The sequence below is a fragment of the uncultured Draconibacterium sp. genome (assembly GCF_913063105.1).
GTDB lineage: Bacteria > Bacteroidota > Bacteroidia > Bacteroidales > Prolixibacteraceae > Draconibacterium.
Genome location: NZ_CAJXYQ010000022.1, coordinates 40,923 through 67,251 on the forward strand (window position 1 = coordinate 40,923; position 26,329 = coordinate 67,251).

General features: G+C 41.0%; 20 protein-coding genes. 16 read left to right on the forward strand and 4 right to left on the reverse strand.

The window, feature by feature from the left end; genetic code table 11:
- The first annotated feature begins 4 nt into the window (after positions 1–4).
- The 6 genes from QZ574_RS17220 to QZ574_RS17245 all read left to right on the forward strand — a co-directional run bounded on the left by QZ574_RS17220 (position 5) and on the right by QZ574_RS17245 (position 7,836).
- Positions 5–2,122, forward strand: coding sequence for a RagB/SusD family nutrient uptake outer membrane protein (locus QZ574_RS17220; protein ID WP_297091826.1), 2,118 nt, complete (start codon positions 5–7; stop codon positions 2,120–2,122).
- 104 nt (positions 2,123–2,226) lie between these two features.
- On the forward strand, positions 2,227–2,934 hold the full coding sequence (locus QZ574_RS17225) for a LamG domain-containing protein (protein WP_297091828.1): 708 nt from the start codon (positions 2,227–2,229) through the stop codon (positions 2,932–2,934).
- Entirely contained in the window at positions 2,934–4,529 is a 1,596-nt protein-coding gene (locus tag QZ574_RS17230) for a pectate lyase (RefSeq protein WP_297091829.1), read from the forward strand. The genes QZ574_RS17225 and QZ574_RS17230 overlap by 1 nt, the downstream gene beginning before the upstream one ends.
- Before the next feature lie 13 nt (positions 4,530–4,542).
- Positions 4,543–5,901: a trehalase family glycosidase gene (locus tag QZ574_RS17235; RefSeq protein ID WP_297091831.1), complete on the forward strand. Its 1,359-nt coding sequence runs from the start codon at positions 4,543–4,545 to the stop codon at positions 5,899–5,901.
- A 40-nt stretch (positions 5,902–5,941) separates the two neighbouring features.
- Positions 5,942–7,450 (forward strand): family 43 glycosylhydrolase, encoded by a 1,509-nt coding sequence (locus QZ574_RS17240; RefSeq protein ID WP_297091833.1) that lies wholly within the window; start codon positions 5,942–5,944, stop codon positions 7,448–7,450.
- Between the two features lie 56 nt (positions 7,451–7,506).
- The gene (locus QZ574_RS17245) at positions 7,507–7,836 is read left to right on the forward strand and encodes a cupin domain-containing protein (protein WP_297091835.1); all 330 of its coding nucleotides are present in this window, start codon (positions 7,507–7,509) and stop codon (positions 7,834–7,836) included.
- Between the two features lie 87 nt (positions 7,837–7,923).
- On the opposite strand, the gene QZ574_RS17250 is transcribed toward QZ574_RS17245, so the two are convergent.
- Positions 7,924–10,761 carry a TIM-barrel domain-containing protein gene (locus tag QZ574_RS17250; RefSeq protein ID WP_297091837.1) on the reverse strand — a complete coding sequence of 946 codons (2,838 nt, stop codon included), beginning with the start codon at positions 10,759–10,761 and terminating at the stop codon, positions 7,924–7,926.
- Between the two features lie 580 nt (positions 10,762–11,341).
- Here QZ574_RS17250 and QZ574_RS17255 point away from each other — a divergent pair.
- Positions 11,342–12,634 (forward strand): serine hydrolase domain-containing protein, encoded by a 1,293-nt coding sequence (locus QZ574_RS17255; protein WP_297091839.1) that lies wholly within the window; start codon positions 11,342–11,344, stop codon positions 12,632–12,634.
- 97 nt (positions 12,635–12,731) lie between these two features.
- Here the strand turns inward: QZ574_RS17255 and QZ574_RS17260 are convergent, their stop codons facing one another.
- Positions 12,732–13,178 (reverse strand): Dps family protein, encoded by a 447-nt coding sequence (locus QZ574_RS17260; RefSeq protein ID WP_297091841.1) that lies wholly within the window; start codon positions 13,176–13,178, stop codon positions 12,732–12,734.
- Positions 13,179–13,285: 107 nt separating this feature from the next.
- Here QZ574_RS17260 and QZ574_RS17265 point away from each other — a divergent pair, with 107 nt between their 5' ends.
- The 3 genes from QZ574_RS17265 to QZ574_RS17275 all read left to right on the forward strand — a co-directional run bounded on the left by QZ574_RS17265 (position 13,286) and on the right by QZ574_RS17275 (position 15,577).
- Positions 13,286–14,227 carry a hydrogen peroxide-inducible genes activator gene (locus QZ574_RS17265; protein WP_297091843.1) on the forward strand — a complete coding sequence of 314 codons (942 nt, stop codon included), beginning with the start codon at positions 13,286–13,288 and terminating at the stop codon, positions 14,225–14,227.
- A 102-nt stretch (positions 14,228–14,329) separates the two neighbouring features.
- Positions 14,330–15,247: a cation diffusion facilitator family transporter gene (locus tag QZ574_RS17270; RefSeq protein ID WP_297091845.1), complete on the forward strand. Its 918-nt coding sequence runs from the start codon at positions 14,330–14,332 to the stop codon at positions 15,245–15,247.
- 120 nt (positions 15,248–15,367) lie between these two features.
- Positions 15,368–15,577 (forward strand): hypothetical protein, encoded by a 210-nt coding sequence (locus QZ574_RS17275; RefSeq protein WP_297091847.1) that lies wholly within the window; start codon positions 15,368–15,370, stop codon positions 15,575–15,577.
- 10 nt (positions 15,578–15,587) lie between these two features.
- Here the strand turns inward: QZ574_RS17275 and QZ574_RS17280 are convergent, their stop codons facing one another.
- Both QZ574_RS17280 and QZ574_RS17285 read right to left on the reverse strand, forming a co-directional pair.
- Positions 15,588–16,184 carry a helix-turn-helix transcriptional regulator gene (locus QZ574_RS17280; RefSeq protein WP_297091849.1) on the reverse strand — a complete coding sequence of 199 codons (597 nt, stop codon included), beginning with the start codon at positions 16,182–16,184 and terminating at the stop codon, positions 15,588–15,590.
- Positions 16,185–16,883, reverse strand: a complete 699-nt coding sequence (locus tag QZ574_RS17285; protein WP_297091851.1) for a hemerythrin domain-containing protein — start codon at positions 16,881–16,883, stop codon at positions 16,185–16,187. It lies immediately after the preceding gene.
- Between the two features lie 389 nt (positions 16,884–17,272).
- Between QZ574_RS17285 and QZ574_RS17290 the strand changes: the two genes are divergently transcribed.
- The 6 genes from QZ574_RS17290 to araD form a co-directional block, all read left to right on the forward strand.
- Positions 17,273–19,213 (forward strand): alpha-L-arabinofuranosidase C-terminal domain-containing protein, encoded by a 1,941-nt coding sequence (locus QZ574_RS17290; RefSeq protein WP_297091853.1) that lies wholly within the window; start codon positions 17,273–17,275, stop codon positions 19,211–19,213.
- A gap of 47 nt (positions 19,214–19,260) precedes the next feature.
- Positions 19,261–21,396 carry a family 43 glycosylhydrolase gene (locus QZ574_RS17295; RefSeq protein ID WP_297091855.1) on the forward strand — a complete coding sequence of 712 codons (2,136 nt, stop codon included), beginning with the start codon at positions 19,261–19,263 and terminating at the stop codon, positions 21,394–21,396.
- A gap of 377 nt (positions 21,397–21,773) precedes the next feature.
- On the forward strand, positions 21,774–22,454 hold the full coding sequence (locus QZ574_RS17300; RefSeq protein ID WP_297091856.1) for an NUDIX domain-containing protein: 681 nt from the start codon (positions 21,774–21,776) through the stop codon (positions 22,452–22,454).
- Positions 22,455–22,508: 54 nt separating this feature from the next.
- Complete coding sequence (gene araA, locus QZ574_RS17305) at positions 22,509–24,020, forward strand: L-arabinose isomerase (protein ID WP_297091857.1); 1,512 nt, start codon at positions 22,509–22,511, stop codon at positions 24,018–24,020.
- A 33-nt stretch (positions 24,021–24,053) separates the two neighbouring features.
- Positions 24,054–25,733, forward strand: a complete 1,680-nt coding sequence (locus QZ574_RS17310) for a sodium:solute symporter (protein WP_297091859.1) — start codon at positions 24,054–24,056, stop codon at positions 25,731–25,733.
- Between the two features lie 19 nt (positions 25,734–25,752).
- The coding region (gene araD / locus QZ574_RS17315) for an L-ribulose-5-phosphate 4-epimerase AraD (RefSeq protein WP_297091861.1) at positions 25,753–26,329 on the forward strand (577 nt) is incomplete at its 3' end.

Below are 26,329 nucleotides of genomic sequence, written 5' to 3' on the forward strand. Positions count from 1 at the left end.
AATTATGAAGAAATTAATATATATAACGCTGGCGGCATTCTTAATTGTTAATACTGCATGCGATAAGGATTATTTAGATGTACAGGCTCCTTCGTCTGTAGATGATGACTTTGTATTTGCTTCAACTGATGAGGCACAAAAGGTGCTGGCAAGTATGTACGATCTCTGGCACGATTTGGATAAACGACTTTTTTATGAAACAGAATCAGTAGGTTCTGATTCAGAGTGTCACCCTGAAAACTACGCTTCTCAAGGCCGACATATACCAGAAGGATTATTTGCCACCGAGTTTAATATTAACGATGGAAACTCATCGGGGACATGGAAAGAATGTTATACCATTATTAACAGGTGTAATATTATGATTGAGGCTTTGGAAGAGAATGAGGATTACCAGGAATCGGTAAGTTCTGGTAAAACAAACGACTGGACTCAGCTTTATGGTGAAACACTGGCAGCCCGTGCAACAGCTTACAAATTGTTAGTTCGTTACTTTGGCGATGTTCCATACTTTGATTATGCAATCAGAACTACTGAACAAACAGACTCATTAGGCTCGAGTTCTCGTGATATTATTTACGAAAGCGAAATAGCTGCACTAAAAGCAGCAGTTCCATACATGTACCGTCTTGGCGAAAACGGGGTTACAGCAGAGCGTTTTTCTGGTACTTACGTTGATGCTTTAATCGGACGCTTAGCTTTTGATGCAGCTGGTTACCAATTGCGTCGTACTGATTTTGATTACGGTAATGTTACTTTCGATCAGATAGGTAAAGAAAACGATACCTGGAAAGCAAAATATGTACGTCGTTCAGACTGGCAAAGCATGATGGCTATTGCTAAAGAACATTATCTGAAAGTGGTGAATAACCCTGGTTCTGCTTACCTGATCGAGTCCGATGAGCGTGGCGAAGCGTTCGACAATCCTTTCCAGCGAAACTTCCAGTATTTGATGGATCTTCAGGTAAGTCCTGAATCATTGTTCGAGTGTGGTTATACTCGTGGTCAAAACTCCGATTTCCCTTATTCTTGGGGACGCCCTTCAGGTGGTGGTGGAAGAAATGCTTACCCTTGTAAAAACTATGGACAGGGACGTATTTACGCCAGTTATTATTATGGCGACTTCATCGAAGGCGATAAGCGTCGTGATGTAACAGCTTGTGTAACTGCAAACTCTGGAGCAGCTTCAGAACGTTTAATTAACTTTACTCCTGGTAGCCGCGAAAAAGGTGGGTTGGCACAAAACAAATTAGATGAATCACGTTTTGCATCTCCATACACAACCAAACAACGTAACTCGGGTTGTAACTGGCAACAGCTGCGTATGGCCGATGTAATGTTGGATTTGGCTTATGCTTCTGCCGCAACAGGCGATGATGCTACAGCAAAAACTTACCTTAAAAAAGTACGTAGCCGTGCATTCTCAGCAGCCGATCAGGCCGAAAAAGTTGATGGTTACATTAATCCTTTATCAGGGCAGGCATTGTTGGATGCTATTGCTTTTGAGCGTAAATTAGAATTAGGCGGCGAAGGAAAAACCCGCTGGGATATGACTCTTTACGGTACAATGCCGGAAAGAATTAAAGCGCTTCGCGACCGTCAGATTGAAATGGTTGAAGGATTAAAAGCAAATGGTTACTATACTTTCCCAACTACCGGAATGACCATTTCAAATTACATCTGGACAAAATATGTTAAAATGTCTGATATCGACGAATCTCTTCCATTATTAACAACGCAAACTCCTGAAGGAATTACTACTGATGATCCAAGGTATCCTGTATTAGTTCCGGGATGGCGTGGTACAAGCGACTTATGGACCGATTACATTAGCACACTGCCAAGCGATTCAGTGAATATTGCTATTCGTGGATTATACGAATACATTGATCCAAACGGACCTGTTGCTGCTGCTCTTGAAGCTGAAGGTTATGAAAAATCTGACTGGGGATCGAATATTGTTGCAAATGAAGGTCAATATACAACTGATATTTTTAAAGGATATCCGGATGCGTATTATTTCGCAGGCGAACCACCTCGTTATATGAGAGCCGTTCCTTATGAAACTCTTGCACAATCAAATGGATTAATCACGCAGGGTTATGGCCATGCGTCGGAATAGTTAGTTAGTTAGTTAGTTAGTTTAATAACCCGCTGCCATCTTCGGTGGCGGGTTATTTTCGATTAATAAACACCTACAACCATAAAATTATAACCTAAAAACCAATGAAATTCATCCAACGAATTACATTCACTTTTCTGTGCTGCCTGGTTTTTACTTCTGTATTGGCACAAACAACCCAAACAAACAAGCTCTCTCAACAATTCGATTGGCCTTTGGCCGAGCTGATAACCAACGAAGAAAAATTACAACTAATTGGCAACCCACAGGTGGTTGAAACAGTGGTTGGCAAAGCAGTACGTTTTAATGGCGAAGGTGACGGCATTATCTTAAACGAAATGCCCCTCCAAAACTTCACTGCTTTCACTATCGAGCTTCTTATCTATCCGGAAAAAGGAGGCAATTTTGAACAACGTTTTCTGCACATGGGCGAAATCCGTTCTGATCGGGTGCTGCTTGAATTACGCGCAAAAAATGATAGCTGGTATTTCGATTCATATCTTTCATCCGGCAACAATCAACTCGCCTTAATTGATTCGAACCTTGTTCACCCCTTAAACGAATGGTATCATGTTTCTTTTGTGGTAAATAACGGACAACTTAGCTCGTATGTTAATGGCATAAAAGAACTTGAAGATGAATTGCAACATGGAGCTGTTAATTCCGGAAAAACATCAATTGGAGTTCGCTTAAATCAGGTATCGTGGTTTAAAGGATGTATTTCAAGAATACGCGTAAGCGGAAAAGCTCTAAAACCCGAACAATTTTTTGAAATAAGCTGTATAAACCTAAAATCAAAACCTAAAAAATAATGAAAACCAAAACGATATTTTTGGCCTGCATTCTTATCGTTTGTTTTAGCCAACTGCGGTCGCAAACGCAGGATAATGGCTTAAGCAGTACCGTAGAAGAAAGTATGCTCAGAGCTACCCAATACATGCTTGATAGTGTGAGTTACAATGGCGGTTATGTGTGGTATTATTTGCCCGATTTCTCGAGGCAATGGGGCGAAATGGAAGCCTATAAAACAATGATTTGGCTGCAACATCCCGGTACAATCAGCATGGGACATACATTTTTAGAAGCCTACCATGCCACCGGTAACGAATTTTATTACAGGGCTGCGCAACAAGCTGCTGCCGCAATAATCTGGGGCCAAAGTCACCGGGGTGGCTGGAATTATATGATTGATTTTGCCGGCGATCGCTCATTAAAAAAATGGTACCGCACAATTGGAAAAAACGGATGGCGACTGGAAGAGTTTCAACATTACTACGGTAACAGTACTTTTGATGACGATATAACATCAGATGCAGCCCGTTTTTTGCTACGCATGTATCTTGAAAAAATGGACCCTGCCTATAAGCCGGCACTCGAGAAAGCAATTGATTTTATTCTGGAAAGTCAATATCCGGCCGGCGGCTGGCCACAGCGATACCCCTTAATGAATGAATTTAGTAAAGATGGCCATCCTGATTATACTTCGTTTTACACTTTTAACGACGATGTGATTTGGGAGAATGTTCACTTCTTTATTCAGTGTTATGAAACCCTGGGGCAGGAGCGTTTTCTTGATCCGATTTTGAGAGGAATGAATTTTTATCTCCTCTCGCAGGATACATGCGGGGCATGGGGACAACAGCTAACCATGAATATGCAGGTGGCAGGTGCCAGAACCTACGAACCGGCAGCTTTGTTGCCATCAACAACCTTCGAAAATGCAATGTTGCTGCTGAAGTTTTATGCGTACACCGGCGATAAAAAGTTTATTGATGCCGTTCCGGCAGCTATCGCCTGGCTCGAAAAAACAGAATTACCAAAAGCCCAACAAGAAGGAGCCAGAACACATCCTGCATTTGTTGATGTAAAAACACAACGGCCAATTTATGTGCACAGGGTAGGAGCAAATGTAAAATATGGACATTATTATACTGATGAAGATGATTCAAACCTGTTGTCACATTACTACGGAAAATCGCGAGTTCCCTTGCAAACGTTAAAAGATGAATACAAAAGGCTGGTTAATCTGTCGACAGAGGAGCTTACCAAAGATTCTCCATTGGCTGTAAATTGTTTTAACCAACCCAATACCACACCCCAGAAATATTATGATCTTAATCGTTTTCGCATCGACATTGAATTACCCGAATCCGAAATCCGCCGGATTGTTGAATCGCTTGACGACAAAAACCGTTGGTTGCAAAAACATGCCTACATTAGTCACCCATACACCTGCGATGGTACAGACAACGAGCAAACCGAAAAATATGCTACAACTCGGGTTGGCGACGAAACCGACACTTCTCCTTTTCCCGACAATAGCGACCAGCTATACATTTCCACGCGTTTGTATATCAGAAACATGCATGTTTTAATTAACTATCTGAAAAATGCAGAACATCCTTAAACCCGTTTTTACAATGAAAAAGTACACACTTTTAGTTTTAATCAGCCTGGTTTGCTTTTCTGCAAAGGCACAGGAAAATGATAAGGTTGATAATTACATTTCTATTATAAAATCAAACGTATACAAAGATTATAAAAACATGTACCGCCCCGGAAGCGGTTCGCTGGTACACCCGTTTTTAACTCCCGGAAGTAACCAATATGCCAATGTGCTATGGGACTGGGATTCGTGGTTAAGCAATGTGGCCTTACGTCAGATTCTTGCCGATATTGGCTCGCCTGCCGATAAAAGCGAGGCATTGCCATACGAACAAGGTTGTGTTTTAAACTTTTTGCATTATGGCGATTGGGATGGCTATATTCCGATTGTAATTTGGGAAAATTCGAAACCACGCAATATTGCAACTGAAAATATTTTTGATGTAAACATGCACAAACCGGTTTTGGCACAACATGCTGCATTAATAACCCAACAAAACAATGGAGATGCAGAATGGATGCGCGAAAAGTTTTATCATTTGCAGGCCTTTGTAAACAACTATAAAGCACACCACCGGCATAAAGCAACAGGTTTGTTTTATTGGCAAAGCGATGTGGCTATTGGTGTTGATAACGACCCATGTACATTTTTCAGGCCCAAAAAAAGTTCAGGATCAATATATCTTAACTGCCTAATGTATAAAGAACTAAAAGCAATGGTTTACCTGGCCGAGCAGTTAAATTTGTCGGATATCGGAGCCGAATTTAACAACGATGCTATGGCGCTAAAATCCGCGATTCAAGAACATTGCTGGGATGAGCGCGACGGTTTTTATTACAGTGTTGATTTAAATTTACGATCGCTTGAAAATAATCCGGACAGTACACTGGGGCAGGTTTTTTTAATCCACAGCGGTTACCCACGCGATTACGATTGTATTATTCAACGCATAGAAGTATGGTCGGGATTTCTGGCCTTATGGGCTGGAGTTGCAACTCCCGAACAGGCAAAAAGAATTGTTAACGAACATTTTAACGACCCTCGCACTTTTAATTCGCCATCAGGTGTTCGTACCTTATCAAAAATGGAAAAAATGTACAGTTTGCGTGCCAGTGCCAATCCTTCTAATTGGCGCGGGCCAATTTGGGGAATATCAAACTACATGGTATTTAAAGGTTTGGTTGACTACGGTTTTGATGCAGAAGCACGGGATCTGGCAACAAAAACAGTTCAGTTGTTTGGACGTGATTTTGAAAAAAGCGGGGCTTTGCACGAATATTACGAACCCGAAACCGGAGAACCATTGTTGAATAAAGGATTTCAGAACTGGAATTACCTGGTAATTAACATGATTGCCTGGCTTGAAGACCGACCAGTTGTTCAGGAGTTTTAAGAGCCTTGGTAAAAGTAACTGCAATTAATAGATTTTAGTAATGATGAAAAATATAATTTTTATACTGCTGCTAATCGTGCTAACTGATTTTTATTCAGGCGCACAACCACTGAATGGAGAGCAAGCAAAAACTTTTACAAATCCTGTTTTAGGGGGCGATTACCCCGACCCTTCGATTTTACGTGTAGGAACCGACTACTACCTCACGCATTCAACTTTTGAATATTACCCGGGACTTTTGCTTTGGCATTCAACCGACCTGTTAAACTGGAAACGAATAGCTCACGCACTGGAAACAAATGTGGGCTCGGTTTGGGCTCCCGACTTAATAAAACACAAGGATACTTATTACATTTATTTTCCGGCGGGAGGAACAAATTGGGTAGTAACGGCAAAAAATCCGGCAGGGCCGTGGAGCAAACCAACCGACCTGAGACTGAATGGTTTTATCGATCCAGGCCATGTGGTTGATGCCGAAGGGAAACGCTACCTTTATCTTTCAAAAGGTTATATTATTAGGCTTTCTGATGATGGTTTGTCAACTGTTGGAGAGCCTGTTTTTAATTATGGTGGATGGCAGTTTCCAAAAGAATGGAGCACCGAGTGCTATTGCCTTGAATCGCCAAAGTCGACTGTGCGAAACGGTTATCATCACATTATAGTTGCCGAAGGAGGAACAGCAGGGCCGGCAACCTCACACATGGTGGTTTCCGGACGTTCAAAATCGCCATACGGACCTTTTGAAAATTCGCCGTACAACCCAATTGTGCATACCAATAGCCGGGCCGAGCGCTGGTGGAGCCAGGGACATGGAACATTGGTGGACGACGTGGAAGGAAATTGGTGGATGATGTACCATGGCTACGAAAAAGGGTTTCATACCCTGGGCCGGCAAACTTTAATGTTGCCCATCGAGTGGACGGATGACGATTGGTTTAGAGTTCCGGATGGGGTGACAAGTATGGATAAACTACCACGTCCGGCAGGTGACATTTCTGAAGAAAGCAGTGGATTGTCAGATGACTTTTCGGGTGTTAAGCTCGGATTGCAATGGCAGTTTTTAAAAAAATATGCACCTGAGAGAGTTGCTCTTGAAAATGGAGAACTATTGTTGCGTGCCGCCGGTAATTCGTTTGATGAAAGCTCGCCACTGTTGGTTAACTCGGGCGACAGAAAATACGAAGTTACTGTGCAGTTTACTCTGGAAGACAACACTAAGGCCGGACTTTGTATGTATTACAATGAAATTGGTAACGCCCGCATTGAGGCCGATACCGCAAACTTTACCGTTTATGTGCAGCAAAAAGCAAAAATAAGGGTGAAAAATGAAATCGGAAATACCGGATTTTTACGCATTTTGAATGATGAAAACGAAGTGAGTTTTTATTTTAGTGCCAATGGTAACGAATGGACCCGCGTAGAGCGAACCATTGATGCAACAGGATATAACCACAATGTTTTTGCTGAATTTTTGAGCTTACGAGCCGGGGTGTATGTATTTGGCGAGGGAGTGGCAAGATTTGATAACTTTAGTTACAACAAACTTTAGTTTTTTTTGTAACAGATTGTAGAATCCAGTGTGTATAAACAACTAAAAATAAAAATATGGCAAGTGAAAATGTGCTGAAAAAGGACAGAGCCTGGGAGGACCTTGGCGATGGTGTATCAAGACAAATTATGGGTTACGACAACCAGATTATGATGGTAAAAGTTAAGTTTGAAAAAGGTGCGGTAGGAACCGAACATACCCATTTTCATACGCAAACAACTTATTGTGTTAGTGGTAAATTTGAATTTACCATGGAGGGTAAAAAAGTAATTGTTGAACCCGGAGATGGTTTGTATGTGCCGCCAAATATGTTGCACGGTGCCCTGTGTTTAGAACCCGGAGAGCTTATTGATGTTTTTAGTCCGGTTCGTGAAGATTTTTTGTAAATAAAAAAAACATCAGAAAAAAACAGCGCAGCCAGAATATAAAATTCACGGTTGCGCTGTTTTTTTTTGATTCATAAATTTACTGTTTTACAAGCTTACCATTATTTCTTCTCCAGTGTAGTTCACTGTTTTTTGCTGGTTTGCTTGTTTAAGCATAGCCACAGGATTCTCAGGCGATACTTTTATAATTCTGAAAACACGGCTCTTTATCATCTCCGGGTAAGAACCTTCCCGTTTCCCAATTTTCAGGGTATTATCCTTTTCAGAGTACGAAAAATTAATGGTGCAAAATTCGCCACTTTCGTAGGCATAGGTGGTTCCTTCATCTTCGTACATTTTAAACGATGCATCTTTCCCGGAGTACACGTAAATGTCAATTGGGGCATCTTTTTTCTGGTCAGTGTACTGAATTTCCGGGCCAACCGGAATTATCGATCCTTCGCGCACAAACAGCGGCATTCGCTCGTAAGGAGCTTTAACATCCAACTGCTGACCGCCCTCAACAAAAGCACCGCTGTAAAGGTTGTACCATCCTGTGTTTTTCGGAAAATAAACAGCTCGCTTGGTAGCCTTGTATTTGTAAACGGGGCAAACCAGTAGCGATGGTCCAAACATAAACTGGTCGCCAATATTCAGCACCGCGGGGTCGCTGGCAAAGTCCATTGCCAGGCCACGCATAAGGGTATAATCATCGTGATAAACGGCCCCGGTTAAGCTGTAAATGTATGGCATTAGCCGGTAGCGTAACTTATTATAGTACAGCATCGATTGGTAGGCCGGATGATTTTCGGGGGCAATGTTGTAAATCTCGCGGTACGGAAACTGACCATGAACCCTAAACAGTGGTGCAAAGGCGCCAAACTGATACCAGCGGGTATTTAATTCGCGCCATTCAGCCATTTCTTCACTTCCTTCAGTAGCCCGTTCAAATTTCTTCTGCACACAAAAGCCACCAATATCCATGGTCCAGTAGGGTAAGCCCGACATGGAGAAATTTATTCCCGCCGAAATTTGTGCTTTCATATCTTCCCAGGTCGTTCCAATATCGCCACTCCAGGTTGTTGTTCCATAGCGTTGCATGCCTGCAAACCCCGATCGGGTGAGAATAAACACCCGGTCTTTTGGATTTTTTTCGCGCTGTCCTTCGTAAATCCCTTTGGCATTCATTAAGGCAAATGCATTAAAATATTGGGTTGATGATCCTAAAGCTGTGGGGTTCATCAGCTTTTTACGGTACTCAATACTTGCATTCGAAAGAATATCGGGTTCGGTAGCATCCAACCACCAGGCATCAATACCCATTTCGTATAAATGTTCATCAATCTGTTCCCAAAAAAGCTGGCGGGCATCTGCGTTGTAGGCATCGTAAAACGAACCAATGTAGCCCGGGTAAATCCAGTCGCGAATACTATCGTTTATCGCTTGTTTATACATCCATCCGTTTTTGTCAAACTCGTTGTAGTGTTCGGTGCCCAGGTAAAATTTTGGCCATACCGAAATTAATAGGCGGGCATTGTTTTCGTGCACCATGTCTACCATCCCCTGGGCATCGGGGAAACGTTTTTTGTCAAATTCGTGACTTCCCCATTGGTCAACCTCCCAGTACGACCAGTCCTGTACAATGTTATCAATCGGAATTTTTCTTTTTCTGAATTCTTTTAATGTGCTTTCCAGCTCGTTCTGTGTTTTATAGCGCTCGCGACTTTGCCAAAAACCCATTGCCCATTTGGGCATCACTTGTGCTTTACCGGTTAGCGAGCGGTAGTGGCCAATTACTTCGTCTATGTTGTTTCCTTTCATAAAATAGTAATCAATCTGGTCGCCCATTTCCGAGTAAAACGAAATATCATCCTGCAACTCGGGTGCAACAGGCGATAAGGCTTTCAGGCCAATGTACGAAACACCACCATCCGGAATCCAATCGAGTTTTAGGTGGTATTTTTCTCCGGCTTTCATATCGTACTGAAATTTTGCTACCGAAGGATTCCATGCAGTTCGCCATTTGCTGGCCATTAGTTTGCCGTTTATCCATATTTTTGTGTAACCGGCGTAGTACAATAAAAACCTGAATAGGCCACTTTCCTCGGGTTCTATTTCTCCTTCCCAAACAATTTGAGCCTGATTAAAATCGAAGCCCTCGGGGAATTTTGTAATCGTTTCCAGGTTTTCGTAATCAATAGTAGCCTCTTTTCGGGTGGTAAACACGTGGTTTTCTTCCGTATTGTCAATGTAGGTTGCGGTTAATCCGCCTTCGTTGCCATTTGCATCGTAAAGTTTAAACTGATTAATTTGTTCGTAAGGCCGCGGATCGCCAAAACGCGACAGTGAATAATTGTCCCAAAGCAAGCCATAGTTTTTGGTGGATACTATAAAAGGCACCGATACTTTGGTGTTGTACTGAAACAGTTCTTCGTTTTTTCCTTTGTAATTCATCTCGTCGGCCTGGTGCTGCCCCAAACCGTAAAGCGCCTCGTCTGCTGCCGTTTCAAATATTTGCCGCGTTGCGTAAGCTTTTTCTCCATCAACCTCAACAGGTACCAATTGCTTGCCACCATTCTCTTTTTCTTGCAAAAGAAGCTCTTTGTTTTCGTCTAAAAACTGAACTTCTCCGGTTTGTATTGAAACTTTTACCGTGGTTTTTGCAGTAGAAATCAGTAACTGGTCGCCGTCTTCTTCAACCTGAAAAGGAACCGTGTTTTGGTGGGGTAGAACAATTAAACTTGCTTGGGTACTAAAACCTTTTGTGGCGCTTGCCGATACTTTGATTATTTCGTCGTGTACCGGGACAATTTTTACGGTTTGGGCTTGTTGGTCGGTTTTCTGTTTTGGGTAAATGATTACGCCTTCCGATGTTTGCTCCCAGTTTTTTTGCGAGCACGAAAGCATTAAAATGCCCATTATAAAAACGAAAATGAAACTTTTCATGTTACCTGAAATTTTTTTAGTTCGAATTCTAAATTATTTAGTAGTGTATATTTATGCTTCTTGTATAAAGTACAATAAAAGTGTAAATATAATTAATTAAAGAATATGCTACGCTAAAGTGCACGTAAAATGAAGAATTGCCGCCTGCTTGTTTTCAGCCGTTTAAATGCTAAAAATTTTTAATCAAATGAGAATAAGCTGCGGGTTTTAGCTATCTTCGTTAGCGTTAGGTTTAACAGGTATCAGTGTTACAAAAAATGCAAACTGACCAGCGAAAAAACACCTGCCACCATATTAAAAGAAACCAATTATGAAACGAGCATGGTTTAAAGAACACAAAAGGACATAAATAAATTAATCATGCCAGTTACACGGGTATCGACCAGCAATTTTTAAACAGACGTTATATATGTTTGGAATAAAGGCTATTATCATCAATTATTTTTAACACTAGCTATAAGTTGAACTATTTTCAATAAAACCAATAATAAAACGAGTAGATTAAAAAGTCTCTGAATACTTAGGAGAATGATTATGCGATATACAGGAGTGACCAATAGAAATGAACAATTATAGACACATGAAAAACTTAGTACTACTTACACTTTGCTTGGCGTTTTTAGGCTTTGTGCAAGCGCAAACAAAATCAAACAATATTTCTCCTTTGTTGACAGAAGCTAGTCCTGAAAGTGTTGGCTTATCGGCAGAGCGCCTTGAACGGCTTGATAAAATGTGCGCAGAACAAGTGAGCAAGGGTAACCTGCCCGGTATGGTTTCGCTGGTGACACGCAACGGAAAAATTGTGCATTGGAAAGCTTATGGTGCAGCCAACGAAAGGGGCGACCAGCTGAAACGCAATGCCATTTTTCGTATTGCTTCACAATCAAAAGCCATTACCTCAACAGCTGTTATGATGCTTTGGGAAGAGGGTAAGTTTCAGTTGGATGACCCTATTTCCAAATACATTCCGGAGTTTAAAGGGCAACAGGTGTTGGCATCATTTAAATATAGCGATACCACCTGGACAGGCGTACCCGTAAAAAACGAAATTACAATAAGACACTTGCTTACACATACTTCAGGAATTGGGTATGGGGTTATTGATAGCGATGAACGTTTTAAAATGCTGTACAAAAAAGCTGGAGTAACCGACTTGTTTACCACAAAAAATATAAGCATTGAAGAGAGTGTAAAGAAACTGGCCAAAATGCCCTTGCATCACGAGCCGGGAGAAAAATTTACCTACAGCGAAGGGCTCGATGTTTTAGGCTACTTTATTGAAGTTGTTTCGGGAATGCCATTCGATCAGTTTTTGAGAAGCCATATTTTTGATCCGCTGGGGATGGACGACACCCATTTTTATCAACCGAAAAAGAATGCAGACCGATTGGTAGAAGTGCAACACAAGGTTGACGGGCAATGGAAAAAATACCCGGTAACTTTTTATGATACTGATTATCCGGTAAAAGGAGCCCGAACATTTTTTTCGGGTGGAGCAGGCCTTTCGAGCACGGCCAAAGATTATGCTACTTTTTTGCAAATGTACCTTAATGGTGGAGAGTACAACGGCATTCGTTTATTAAGTCGGAAAACCATTGAGGTGATTATGGCTAACCAGATTGGGGAAATTTGGGGCAACGACTCGGATATGAAGCATGGCCTCGCATTTAATGTTGCTACCCAAAAGGGACAGGATTTAGGCGGAAAAGGAAGTAAGGGTACTTTTACCTGGGGCGGCTATTTTAACACCCAGTATTTTGCCGATCCGGTTGAACAAATAATAGGAGTGATAATGAAACAAACGCAAGGACCGGTTAACGATAATACCAGTTGGAAATTTCGGCAATTGGTGTTTCAAGCTGTTGATGATTAGTGACTTGGGTGTTTCTGTGAAGGATGTAGTCTGCAAAAAAATACAATCAAAAATAAACCTCGCCATTCGGCGAGGTTTATTTTTTTTACTCTGTTTTTTAAGCCAGAAACGATTCCAGCATCCAAATTTCTTTTTCAGTATTTCCAATCCAATCGCTCATCATTGCAGCTGTACCTTCGTCGTTATTTTCTCCAGCAATTTCAAGTATTTCGTTAAAGCTTTTAAGGAAATAGCGCTGGCTTTCCAATACACTTTCAACAGCTGGTTTTGCCTCCGAAACGTTGGCTACCACACCCAGTTTTGCTGTTTTTAAGTAGTCCTCAAATGTATGCAAAGGCTGGCCTCCCAGCATTAAAATGCGTTCTGCAATTTCGTCAACTACTTCTGCTGCCTGGTTGTAATACCCTTCAAATTTTTCGTGAAGTGCAAAAAACAATTGCCCTTTTATATTCCAGTGCAAACCGCGCAGGTTTTGGTAATGAATTTGGTAATCTGCCAATAACTGATTTAATTTCTCAACGGTGTTTTGATTTGTTGCTTTCATAATGTGTAATTTTTAATTTATTTAAATTTTTTCTTTTGTTTCAACACTTCAAAAATACTATTAGTAGTATTTATTATATTTATGATATTATTAGTAATTCTTATATTATGAATATTGCTCAATTAGAATATTTAAAGGAATTGTATGTGAGTGGTTCGTTTTCGGTAGCTGCCGACCGACTTGGAGTAACCCAGCCGGCTTTAAGTTTGCAAATACAGAAACTGGAAGACGAACTGGATTTTAAGTTAATTGACCGAAGTAAACGCCCCTTTCAATTTACTGATGAGGGAAATTTGTTTTACGAAAAATCGCTGGATATTTTAAAACAAATTGAGGCGCTAAAACAAATATCTATTACCATAAGCGAAGAAGTAAGTGGTAACCTGAAAGTAGGTATTATTCCAACCCTGGCACCTTATCTGGTACCGCTTTTTATTCATCAGCTGCGGCAAAGCTTCCCGGCTTTACAATTAGAAATATACGAGCTAAAAACCGAAAAAATAATAGATAAGATTAAAATGGGCGACATTGATTGTGGCATAATTTCAACGCCTGTTTCGGCTACAAATGTTGCGATTACCCCACTTTTTTACGAACGCTTTTTTGCCTATTTGTCTGAAAATCACCCGATGTTTAACCGCGATGTTATTAATATTAAATCGGTAGAAGAAAGTGATATTTGGTATTTGGAAGAGGGAAATTGTTTTCAGAACCAGATGAATTCAATTTGTCAGCTAAATCCGCAAAAACAAAACAAACAAAGCTTAATTTATCATAGTAATTCTATAGAGTCGTTGCGGCGTATTGTGGAAAACCGAAGTGGCCTTACCTTTATTCCGGAGCTGGCCACCATAAATATTCCGGCCGAGCAGGAAGAGCTGATAAAAGAAATTGTTCCCGACGAGCCCGTGCGAGAAATTAGCTTGATTACCGCAAAACGCTATGCCAAAGAAAGACAGGTTAAGGCATTAAAAGAAATAATTAGCGTAAGTGTACCTGCCCGGATGCGAACAAAACCGGATGGATGGGTGGTTGATACCCTGTTGTAAACTCGCATCAGTACCAGGAGCATGGTGTTAAAATCATAATTTATGCGACAGATAAAGTAAACTTTAATACGAACGGAATGTTTTAGAGCTTAAAATAAGGCCATGCAAAAACACGATCACCATCATCACCACCACCATCACCACGATGTAAAAGGGAAAAAGTTGCTTTGGGTAACTATTCTAAACCTTGCCATAACGGTTGTTCAGGTAGTGGGTGGTATTGTCTCCAATAGTTTGTCGTTATTGTCGGATGCTTTGCATAATCTTGGCGATTCGTCGGCGATTTTTATCGCCTTTTTGGCCGGAAAAAGAAGCCACAAAGAAGCCAACGAGCAAAAAACTTTTGGATATAAACGTATTGAAATTCTGGCTGCCCTTTTTAATGGCGTGGTGTTAATTGGTATTTGTTTATACCTGTTTATCGAGGCATACGAACGCTTTTTGCATCCCGAACCAATAAAGGGAAAAATAATGTTTATTGTGGCCAGTTTTGGTTTGCTTGCCAATTTAATTTCGGTGGTGGTGCTCAATAAAGACAAAAATGATAACCTGAATATCAGGGCGGCCTATTTGCATTTACTGGGCGATACTTTTTCGTCGGTAGCTGTTATTGTTGGCGGGCTGGCTATCTGGAAATTTGGTGTTTTTTGGATTGACCCACTAATTACTGTTTTAGTAGGCCTGTACATAATTTACCACACCTGGGACGTGGTTAAAGAAACGGTTGATATTTTAATGCAGTCGACACCCGCCAATATCGACCTGTCCAAAATTAAAAACGAAGTGGAAAAAATTGAGGAGATTGATAATATTCATCACATTCATGTGTGGAAACTGGATGACACGCAAATTCACCTTGAAGCACATATAAACCTGGCTAAAAACATTACCATGCAGCAATTAATGGAGGTAAGAGCTCAGGCAGAAGAGGTTTTACACCAAAAATTTGGTATTGCACATATTACGCTTCAGGCCGGCTACGAATGTTGCGGCACCAATCCTGATTTGCTCGCCCACTGATTTGGCTGTTTTTGCTAACCGGTTTTTATGAATAGCAACTGCCAAAATCCCAAAATCAGGCGATTGTTTGTTCTTTGGTAATCAGCAATATTTGTGTTGTAAAAAACCAAAATTCAAGCTATGATTTTTACCTTTATTTCGGGCATTACAACATCGTCGCAAACAGAGCTGTTACGCTTGTTTCTTATCGATTTTTCGTTTTATACCTTCTTGGCAGGGCTTGTGGGCTGTATGCTGTTTCGTAACGAAAGAAAAAAGTACCTCAGTAAAATTCTAATGGTTTTGATGACCCTGGCGTCTTTTGTTTTCCTGGTTTTGCAGTTCAATTAAAAGCGCCAGGCTAAATCGAAAAACCATCAACATCAACCAGACCATTGGCAACCGCATAAATAACCAACGCAGCAGTTGATTTTACCCCCAATTTATTACTGATGTTTTTTCGGTGCGAGATTACGGTATGGATACTGATAAAAAGTTCTTCGGCAATTTCTTTATTGGCTTTACCAATAGCCAGAAGTTTTAAAACATCAATTTCGCGTTCACTCAGAGCACTGTCGTTATCGTTTAAAGGCTGCGGAGCCGATGCAAAATGTTTTGCAAGTATATTGCTGATAGTGTCAAAACTGTCGGTAATAAAAATATTATCGGTAAAGTTTTTATGCAGGTTTCGGTCGTAGTGGTTTGAAATTAGTCCGATTATATTTTGTTGATTAAAAAATAACTGGAATTTACTGAGTGTAACCTTTGAGTTGCTAAAGGTAATCGGGTTAACAAGTACCATTTTAAACAGTTCGGGCTGACCGGTTTTAAGTGCCTCTTCAACCGTTTCTACATGCAACAACTCCGTTTGGTCTTTAATGTTTTCAATAATGGCAATTATGCCTTCGCGAATGATAACCGAGGGTTCAATAATTAATATTTTACAAGGCTTATTCAATTAGGCAAGGTTTTGTTTTTCCAATTGTTCAACCTGTGGAATTAGTATCTCGTTTTCAATTTTCGAATGAATTTGCAGGTCGGCATCCAAATCGAAAAGTGCAAATAATATTTTACGTCTTAGTTTACTGTTTGATTTTTGTGGGAGGTGTTCAATCAGCAAACGTTTTACATCGTCAAGCTTTTCCTGAATATCATCGTGGTGCTCGCGGTAGTCAATTACCGAATAATTATTTTTGGCGCTGGCTTCCAGTAAGTTTAAAATGTAGGGGAAAACAGTATTGTTTTCATAATCAAAATGCTGGTCAACTTCATTTTTGTATTCATTAAAAAAACGTTCAACCAGTTGCATTTCAGGTTTCTGGCTGTCTTCACTCATTAAATGAATATTTTGTATAATTTCCGGAAAAACCTCGTCGGCATAGTAGGTATGCGATTGCATCAGGTATTGCACAATTTGCTTCACCTCGTTTACATCAAATTCAAGCTGGTAATTGTACGAGCTGTCGATATTAAGGTTAGCCACCATTAAAAATACTTTGGTGCTAATCTGGTACTCTGCACAAAGCTCTTCCACTGTTTTTTCGTGAACGCCCAATTTTATTCCAAAACGTTCGAGTACCAAAATCAATTGCGGGTAGGTAAAAAGCAATTTCGACACTTTTATGCCGTATCCTATTTTTTCGTGTTTTAAACTCATTACTGTATTCTTAACGCCACAAAAATATAATATTTATTCAGACCGTTTAAAAATAAGATTTGTTAACCGAAAAATATCAGATTGAATTTAGCTTAACTCATCCTTAGGTTAAATCGCATGATGTCTGAAAAAGATAGAATCGGCATTTTTTTATCTTGACAGAATATTTCCCGTATCCTGATGAAAAATGTCGTATTTGTAGCACAAGAATTACTTTAGTGGCTAATGCAAAATTTTGGTTTGTGTAATTTCTGAAAAAAACACAACTTGGGGCTATTATTCTTGTAAAGTTTGCGGAAATTAAAAAATCGGTTTAAGCTTTTGTAGTCCTGTTTGTAACTTATTGCGTCATTAGTATAATGATTGTAAAATCATAAAAAGAAAACGATATGAATTATAAAACTGTAGTTTTTCTGCTTTTATGCTGTAGCCAAAGTTTATTTGCCCAAATAAATTTTGAAGTAGATGTACTAAATAAAGGTGCTGCCATACAACCTGATATGTACGGCGTGTTTTTCGAGGATATAAATTTTGGTGCCGATGGTGGCTTGTATGCCGAGTTGATAAAGAACCGGTCGTTTGAGTTTCATCAGCCATTTGTAGGCTGGCTGCCATTCGGAAATATAGCAGTTAAAAATGAAGCGCCTTGTTTTAACCGGAATCCAAACTATGTGCGCCTGAACGAAACCGGCCTGAGGCGAGGAACAGGGTTGGAAAACTTTGGGTTCAGAGGCATTGGTTTCCAAAAGAATGATGACTATCGTTTTTCGTTTTATGCGCGCGTTGTAAACGACGGCGATAAAAAGTTTGTTGTTGAATTGCTTGGCAGCAACGAAAATGTAATTGGAAAAGGAGAACTTACTGTTAGCGGAAATTCATGGAAAAAATATACTACTACGATTAAATCTGGTGCAACTGATGCCAAAGGAAAACTAAGATTGATTCTGAAAACACAGGGAGAAGTTGACCTTGATCATATCTCTATGTTTCCGGTTGAAACCTGGAAAGGCCGCGAAAATGGTTTGCGCAAAGACCTGGTTGAGGCACTCTTTGAGTTGAACCCCGGTGTGTTTCGTTTTCCCGGAGGATGTATAATTGAAGGAAACACCCTGGAGACCCGCTACCAGTGGAAGAACAGTGTTGGTCCTGTTGAGAACCGACCACTAAATGAAAACCGCTGGAATTATACGTTTAAACACCGCTTTTTCCCGGATTATTACCAAACCTACGGAATGGGTTTTTACGAGTTCTTTTTGTTGAGTGAAGACCTTGGCGCCGAGCCTCTTCCTGTTATTAGCTGTGGTTTGGCGTGTCAGTATGAAAGCGAAGAATGTGTGCCTGTTGGCGATTTGAAGCCTTACATTGACGATGCTGTTGACCTGATTGAGTTTGCCAACGGACCGCTTGACTCGGAATGGGGAAAAGTTAGGGCCGAAATGGGGCACCCAGAGCCTTTTAACCTGAAATACCTGGCTATTGGAAACGAACAATGGGGAGAAGGCTATGTAGAGCGGTTGATCCCTTTTTTAGAGGTACTTCGCAATAAACATCCGGAGATTAAAATTATTGGTACATCGGGACCTACACCCGACGGTGAAAAATTTGACTACTTGTGGCCCAAAATGAGAGAGCTGGAAGTAGATTTGGTTGACGAACACTACTATCGAAGTCCGGAGTGGTTTTTGGCCAACGCAGCACGCTACGATAGTTACGATCGTAGTGGTCCCAAAGTATTTGCCGGAGAATATGCCTCGCACCATAAAACCCGTGATAACAATTTGAGGGCAGCCATCTCGGAAGCTGCATTTATGACCGGCCTTGAGCGAAATGCCGATGTGGTGCAACTGGCAACTTATGCCCCGCTGTTTGCCCATGTTGATGCCTGGCAGTGGAAACCTGATATGATTTGGTTTGATAACCTAAATGTGGTTCGAACCCCAAATTATTACGTGCAAAAAATGTATGCCTGCAACGCCGGAACAAATGTGTTGCCTTTAACCCGAGACAACGAAATAGTAGCAGGAAAAGACAGTTTGTTTGCCAGTGCCGTTTTCGATGCGAATACAACAGAGCTTATTGTAAAAGTTGTAAATGCCTCGGATAAGCCACAAGAAATTAACATTTTACTTAAGCAGTTAAATCAATCGGTGGCCAACACCCGGGTAAATATTAGCTGTTTACATGCAAACGAGCCCGGAGCCGTTAACACCATTGAGGCACCAAATAAACTGGTTCCAACATCAACATACGTTTTGGCCCATGAAAAAGGGTTTAAATTAAATGCCCTGGGCAATGCGTTTTACGTTTGCCGCATAAAAATAAAAGAATAGCAACCATTCATTCGAATTTTACGAAAAAATACATAACCACATTATCGATGAAACACAAAGAACTAATTCTCTCCACTTTTTTAATCCTGTTACTATTGGTTCAGGGATGTACCAAAACCGAAAATAACGAGGCCTACCTGTTTGCCTATTTTACCGGAAATGGCCCGGGCGAAGAAGCAATCCGCTTTGCTGTAAGTGAGGATGCTTACCATTACAGGGCTTTAAATAACGATCAGCCAATTCTTAATAATAAAGATATTTCGTCCACAGGCGGGGTGCGCGACCCACATATCCTACGCGGTGCCAACGGCAACTTTTACATGGTAGTAACCGATTTGTATGTAACCGATATGGGTTGGAAAAACTACGCCATGGTTCTATTAAAATCAAATGATTTAATTAACTGGAAATCATCAATAGTAAATATTCCGGAGGCTTTTCCTGATGAGTTTGGAGATGTGTGGCGCGTTTGGGCCCCACAAACTATTTATGATGAGGAAGTTGGGAAGTATATGGTTTATTTCTCGATGAAGCAGGGCGATGAGCCTGATATTATTTATTACGCTTACGCCAATGCCGATTTTACCGCGCTGGAAGCAGCACCCAAACAATTGCTGTACAGCCCAACAAACAATGCTTGTATTGATGGCGATATCATAAAAAAAGATCAAAAGTTTTACCTTTTTCATAAATCGGAAAGTGGCGACCCGGGAATTAAACTGGCTATCTCCGATCATCTCACCGAAGGCTACGAGTACCCCAGCCTCGAACGGGTCGATAAAGAAATTGAAAATGTAGAGGGCTCGGGCGTTTTTAAATTAAATAATTCAGATGAGTGGATTTTAATGTACGATGTATACGGCCTGGGAAGGTATCAATTTACGAAAAGTACAGATTTGCAAAATTTTACAGTTATTGATGAGGAGATTACTATGAATTTTCATCCTCGGCACGGAACAGTACTGCCCATAACCAAAACAGAGTTGAAACGATTAATATCGCAATGGGGAACAATGGATGACCCACTGGTAGAGGCTGCAGCCTCTGGTTTAAAAACACAAAATGTGAATATAGACAGCCAAAAAGGACGTATCCGTTTTCCGGTAAAAAAGGGTGTTGATATTTCTTCTTTCGATCCTGAATTTAAAACCTTTACGGGAGTAAAAGTAAGCCCAATGGGGCCTCAAAATTTTTCTTTAGGTCCGGTAAACTATACCATTACAATTGATGGAGTTGGGGAGCAAAATTTCAAGGCAACCGTTGCCGAAGATCATAATCCTGTTTTGGAAGGCTTTTATGCCGATCCGGATGTTCTGTTTGCTGAAAAAACAGGCAAATATTACATCTACCCAACAAGCGATGGATTTCATAACTGGGGAGGCTATTATTTCAAAACCTTCTCATCCGAAAACCTGGTTGACTGGCAAGATGAGGGAGTAATTTTAAACCTACGCGAAGATGTAAGCTGGGCTAGTCATAATGCATGGGCACCCTGTATTATTGAAAAGAAAATTGATGGGGAATATAAGTATTTCTTTTATTTCTGTGGGCGGCAAAAAATAGGCGTTGCCGTTGCCGATAACCCCGAAGGACCATTTGTTGATAGGGGAGAACCGCTGATAAACTGGAAGCCCGAAGGAGTGAAAGGAGGGCAGGAAATAGATCCCGATGTTTTTACCGATCCAAAAACCGGAAAAAGTTACCTGTACTGGGGAAATGGTTATATGGCCGGAGTTGAGCTTAACGATGATATGGTTTCGTTAAAAATGGAAACTTTAAAAGTAATGACTCCGGATAAAACTTTCAGGGAAGGAGTGTATGTAATATACCGAAACGGTACATACTATTTTATGTGGTCGGAAGACGATACCCGCAGTCCGAACTACAAAGTGCGTTATGCCACAAGCAATTCTCCCTTGGGCGAATTAACCATTCCCGAAAATAATATTGTTATTCAGCGCAATGCTGAGAAAGAAATTTTTGCAACCGGTCATAACTCGGCAATACAGGTTCCCGGAGAAGATAAGTGGTACCTGGTTTATCATCGTTTTACGTATCCTAATGGAAAAAACATGGGCTACAGGGCAGGTTTTCATCGCGAAGTTTGTATCGACAGACTCGGGTTTGATGAGCAGGGGAATATCATAGAAGTTATTCCAACGCTGGAAGGAATAGATCGTTAGGCGCTTCCTCTTTCCGGACTTTGGGAAACAGCTTTTTGTTTTTATTACAGGCAAGAGGTAGATTTTGGATTAACGCTGGTTTTAAGCGCTGATTTAATAGTACTATTTACGCATAAATTAAGGTCACATGCCAGCTTTTATTTTTGGTCTGAATATAAAAACACCATAGTGTCGGACGATAAAGTACCAGATCTGTTTAATTTTTTTGTTAGTTTTCAGAGTTGAATAAAAGCCAGATAGTGAGTATGTTGTGTGTGGAGTATGGGTGATGGCATATATTTCTCTCTTTGTGCTCTTCAGCATATTTATGCAGATTTTCAGGAAAATAATAATAAAAGTTAAAAATACTTTTATAGATTTGTCCCATCAATTTTATTATGAAACACTATACTAAACATCCAAAACATTTTGTTGCAGTCGACTGCGTAATACTCGGATACGATGAAGGAGAACTCTGCCTGTTGTTATATCCGAGAGGTTTTGAACCCTCAAAAGGAGCATGGTCGTTAATGGGGGGCTTCGTTCAGGATGATGAATCGTCGGATGACGCCGCCAAGCGTGTTTTAAAACAAACCATAGGACTCGAAGATATTTTTATGCAGCAGGTGGCAACCTTTGCCAAGCCTGATCGCGACCCCGAAGCACGCGTGATAAGCGTTGCCTACTATGCGTTGGTTAGAATGGATGAACACGACAAAGCCTGTGTTAGAGAGCATGGCGCACACTGGTGGCCCATCTCTGAATTGCCCGAAATGATTTTTGACCACGGAAAAATGGTGAAGGAAGCTCTGGTAAAATTGCAACAGGAAGCCGGGTATCGTTTAATCGGGAAAGAGTTACTTGCCGATAAATTTACCTTGCTGCAATTGCGGAAATTATACGAAGCCATTTTTCAACGCGAATTCGACCCCGGAAATTTCAGAAAAAAAATATTGTCGCTTGATGTGCTTGAGCGACTCAATGAAAAAGACTCGTCCGAGTCGAAAAAAGGAGCCTTCTATTACCGTTGTAAAAACGAAATTACCGCGCGTGGGCTCGACCGTATTGTGAAGGTTTAATTCGGCTGTAAACAAATAAAAGTAATATATACATTTATAATAAAATCTAAAAAAATGAACAATTCAATTAAAGAAATGGAAGTATGGTTTGTTACCGGTAGCCAGCACCTGTACGGACCAAAAACTTTGGAGCAGGTAGCGGCTCATTCAAAAGAGATTGCTGCTTCGTTTGATGCTTCTTCTGAAATTCCTGTTAAAGTTGTGGTTAAACCAACCGGTGTAGGATCAAAAGAAATACACCGGATTTGTAAAGATGCAAACAGCAGTGATAACTGCATTGGAATTATTACCTGGATGCATACTTTCTCTCCGGCAAAAATGTGGATTCATGGATTGCAGGAATTAAACAAACCTTTATTGCACCTGCACACGCAGTACAACAAAGAAATTCCGTGGGAAGAAATTGATATGGATTTTATGAACCTGAACCAGAGTGCACATGGCGACAGAGAATTTGGCCACATTACTGCACGCATGCGTTACAACCTGAAAGTGGTTGTTGGCCACTGGCAGGATCCTAAAACCCTTGCACAAATTGCATCATGGGCACGAGTTGCAGCAGCATGGGCTGATTCGCAAGATATGTTAATTGTACGTTTTGGCGATCAAATGAATAATGTAGCAGTTACCGATGGTGATAAAGTAGAGGCTGAACGGGTTTTCGGTTATCACGTTGATTATTGTCCGATTGCAGAGTTAGTAGCCTACCAGGATAAAGTAAGCGACGAAGAAGTTGCTGAATTGGTAAAGGTTTACGAAGCAGATTACAATTTTGTAGACCATTGCAAAGAAGGTGGAAAAGACCGCCAACAAGTATTTTTTGCAGCTAAAATTGAGATTGCCTTGCGCCGTTTGTTAGAAGCAAAAGGAGCAAAAGCATTTACAACAAATTTCGACGATTTGGAAGGTATCGATCAGTTACCGGGCTTAGCATCGCAGCGTTTAATGGCCGATGGTTATGGCTTTGGTGCCGAAGGAGACTGGAAAACAGCTGCCTTGTTACGCACCATGTGGTTTATGAGCCAGGGAATGCCTGAATTTAAAGGATGTTCTTTCCTGGAAGATTATACCTTAAACTTTGATGGAGAAAACAGCGCGATTCTTCAGGCACATATGTTGGAAGTTTGTCCGTTAATTGCTGACGGAACTCCGACACTTGATGTGCTTCCGTTGGGAATTGGCGGTAAAAACGACCCGGCCCGTGTTATCTTTAAAAGTAAAACCGGACCAGGTGTTGCAGCAACAGTTGTTGATATGGGAAGTCGTTTCCGAATGATTATTAATGTGGTTGATTGTATCGAATCAAAAGACCTTCCGAAACTACCGGTGGCTAGTGCCCTTTGGATTCCGCAACCAAACTTTGAAATAGGAGCCGCTGCATGGATTTTAGCCGGAGGTACGCACCACACTAGTTTCTCTTACGATTTAAGTGTTGAAGATTTATTAGACTTTGCTGAAATTGCTGGAATAGAAGCCGTGGTAATTGATAATAGCACTACTATTCCTGAGTTCAAAAAAGAACTGCGCTGGAACGATCTTTACTATCACCTGGCCAAAGGATTATAATAGAAACTAAATCAAAAAATTAAATCAACAATTATGGAACTACTTGATTGGATTGTGATTGGCCTGTTCGGAGTAGCACTAATCGGAATTATAATTTGGGTGCTTAGTCAGAAAGAGGAAACCTCTGGCGACTATTTCCTGGCCGGGCGCGATGCCTCATGGATTGCAATCGGAGCCTCAATTTTTGCTTCAAATATCGGATCAGAACACCTTATTGGTTTAGCCGGAGCCGGTGCCTCCAGTGGTATGGCAATGGCACACTGGGAAATACAGGGATGGATGATTTTGGTACTGGGTTGGGTATTTGTTCCTTTTTATTCGAGAAGTATGGTACTAACCATGCCCGAATTTTTGGAGCGTAGATACAATAAAGAATCAAGAACTGTTTTGTCGCTGATCTCTTTAGTAAGTTATGTATTAACAAAGGTTGCAGTAACTGTTTATGCCGGAGGTTTGGTTTTTCAACAGGTTTTTGGTATCGAAACCATGTGGGGAATCGATTTCTTTTGGATTTCGGCCATTGGTTTGGTGCTGTTAACTGCACTTTATACCATTTTTGGTGGAATGAAATCGGTGTTGTATACATCGGTGCTTCAAACACCAATACTACTGGGTGGATCGCTGGTAATTGTTGTGCTTGGTTTAAAAGCTGTTGGTGGCTGGGATCAGGTACTCGAAATTGCAGGTGCTACAAAAGTTAACGAATATGGCGATAGCATGATTAACCTTATCAGAGATAATCGTGATGCTGATTTTCCCTGGTTGGGCGCTTTAGTCGGTTCAAGTATTATTGGTTTCTGGTATTGGTGTACCGACCAGTTTATTGTTCAAAGGGTGCTATCGGGTAAAAACGAAACACATGCCCGTAGAGGTACAATTTTTGGTGCTTACCTGAAATTATTACCGGTTTTCCTATTCCTAATTCCTGGTATGATTGCTTATGCAATGAGTGCCAAAGGAGGAGTTATTTTAAACGGGCAAGAGTATGTATTGCCAAGTGCCGATGCTGCTTTCCCATCGTTGGTAGCCCAATTGCTGCCTGCCGGTATCAAGGGATTGGTAGTTTGCGGAATTCTTGCTGCATTAATGAGTTCGCTGGCTTCGCTGTTTAACTCTTCGTCAATGTTGTTTACCATCGACTTCTACAAACGATTCAAACCGGAAACTCCGGAGAAAAAACTCGTAAAAATTGGTCAGGTTGCAACTGTGGTAATTGTTATTCTCGGAATTTTATGGATTCCGATCATGAGAAGTATTGGTGACGTTCTTTATGAATATCTGCAGGATGTGCAATCCGTTCTGGCACCTGGTATAGCAGCTGCATTTTTAATGGGTATTACCTGGAAACGTGCCTCTGCGAAAGGTGGATTCTGGGGATTAATGGCCGGATTTATTATTGGTATCACCCGTCTGGGGGCAAAAGTATATTACGAAAATGTGCAGGGCGCATCCGATGGTTTGTTTAAAAACATCTTTTTCGATATGAACTGGTTGTTCTTCTGTGGCTGGATGTTGCTGGTATGTTTGCTTGTAGTTGTGGTTGTAAGTTTGCTTACCGAGGCACCTGACGAGAAAAAGATTCAGGGTTTGGTATTCGGAACTTCAACACCTGAAGAAAAAGCTGCTACCCGTGCCAGCTGGAACGGCTGGGATGTTTTCCATACTGCTGTAATTCTTGGATTAACAGCGGCATTTTACATCTATTTCTGGTAGAATAAAAACAGAATAAATTATGCTTGAGCAATTAAAAGAAGAAGTTTTTAAAGCAAACCTGGAACTGGTAGAGCTCGACCTGGTAATTTTTACCTGGGGAAATGTGAGTGCTATCGATCGCGAAAAAGGACTGGTAGTAATTAAGCCAAGTGGTGTTTCGTATGAAGATATGAAAGCCAGCGACATGGTAGTGGTTGATATGGAAGGAAATGTGGTTGAAGGAAATCTGAAGCCATCGAGCGACACCGCAACTCACTTGGTGCTTTACAAAGCTTTTGAAGGAATAGCAGGAGTGGTACACACGCACTCGGCCTGGGCAACCAGCTGGGCGCAAGCCGGAAGAAGCATTCCTGCTTTGGGTACAACACATGCCGATTATTTTTACGGTGCAATTCCATGTACGCGTAAACTTACCGAGGAGGAAGTAACTACGGCATACGAAGTGGAGACCGGAAACGTAATTGTGGAAACTTTCGAGGGACTCGATCCGGTTGCAATACCGGGAGTTCTGGTAAACAACCACGGTCCGTTTTCGTGGGGTACAAGTGCCCACAATGCCGTTCATAACGCAAAAGTTATGGAAGAAGGGGCAAAAA

Bases quoted from the DNA above. Each gene is read 5' to 3' on its own strand.
- QZ574_RS17220 (WP_297091826.1), top strand. From the start codon at position 5: ATGAAGAAATTAATATATATAACGCTGGCGGCATTCTTAATTGTTAAT.
- QZ574_RS17225 (WP_297091828.1), top strand. From the start codon at position 2,227: ATGAAATTCATCCAACGAATTACATTCACTTTTCTGTGCTGCCTGGTT.
- QZ574_RS17230 (WP_297091829.1), top strand. From the start codon at position 2,934: ATGAAAACCAAAACGATATTTTTGGCCTGCATTCTTATCGTTTGTTTT.
- QZ574_RS17235 (WP_297091831.1), top strand. From the start codon at position 4,543: ATGAAAAAGTACACACTTTTAGTTTTAATCAGCCTGGTTTGCTTTTCT.
- QZ574_RS17240 (WP_297091833.1), top strand. From the start codon at position 5,942: ATGATGAAAAATATAATTTTTATACTGCTGCTAATCGTGCTAACTGAT.
- QZ574_RS17245 (WP_297091835.1), top strand. From the start codon at position 7,507: ATGGCAAGTGAAAATGTGCTGAAAAAGGACAGAGCCTGGGAGGACCTT.
- QZ574_RS17250 (WP_297091837.1), bottom strand. From the start codon at position 10,761: ATGAAAAGTTTCATTTTCGTTTTTATAATGGGCATTTTAATGCTTTCG.
- QZ574_RS17255 (WP_297091839.1), top strand. From the start codon at position 11,342: ATGAAAAACTTAGTACTACTTACACTTTGCTTGGCGTTTTTAGGCTTT.
- QZ574_RS17260 (WP_297091841.1), bottom strand. From the start codon at position 13,178: ATGAAAGCAACAAATCAAAACACCGTTGAGAAATTAAATCAGTTATTG.
- QZ574_RS17265 (WP_297091843.1), top strand. From the start codon at position 13,286: ATGAATATTGCTCAATTAGAATATTTAAAGGAATTGTATGTGAGTGGT.
- QZ574_RS17270 (WP_297091845.1), top strand. From the start codon at position 14,330: ATGCAAAAACACGATCACCATCATCACCACCACCATCACCACGATGTA.
- QZ574_RS17275 (WP_297091847.1), top strand. From the start codon at position 15,368: ATGATTTTTACCTTTATTTCGGGCATTACAACATCGTCGCAAACAGAG.
- QZ574_RS17285 (WP_297091851.1), bottom strand. From the start codon at position 16,883: ATGAGTTTAAAACACGAAAAAATAGGATACGGCATAAAAGTGTCGAAA.
- QZ574_RS17290 (WP_297091853.1), top strand. From the start codon at position 17,273: ATGAATTATAAAACTGTAGTTTTTCTGCTTTTATGCTGTAGCCAAAGT.
- QZ574_RS17295 (WP_297091855.1), top strand. From the start codon at position 19,261: ATGAAACACAAAGAACTAATTCTCTCCACTTTTTTAATCCTGTTACTA.
- QZ574_RS17300 (WP_297091856.1), top strand. From the start codon at position 21,774: ATGAAACACTATACTAAACATCCAAAACATTTTGTTGCAGTCGACTGC.
- araA (WP_297091857.1), top strand. From the start codon at position 22,509: ATGAACAATTCAATTAAAGAAATGGAAGTATGGTTTGTTACCGGTAGC.
- QZ574_RS17310 (WP_297091859.1), top strand. From the start codon at position 24,054: ATGGAACTACTTGATTGGATTGTGATTGGCCTGTTCGGAGTAGCACTA.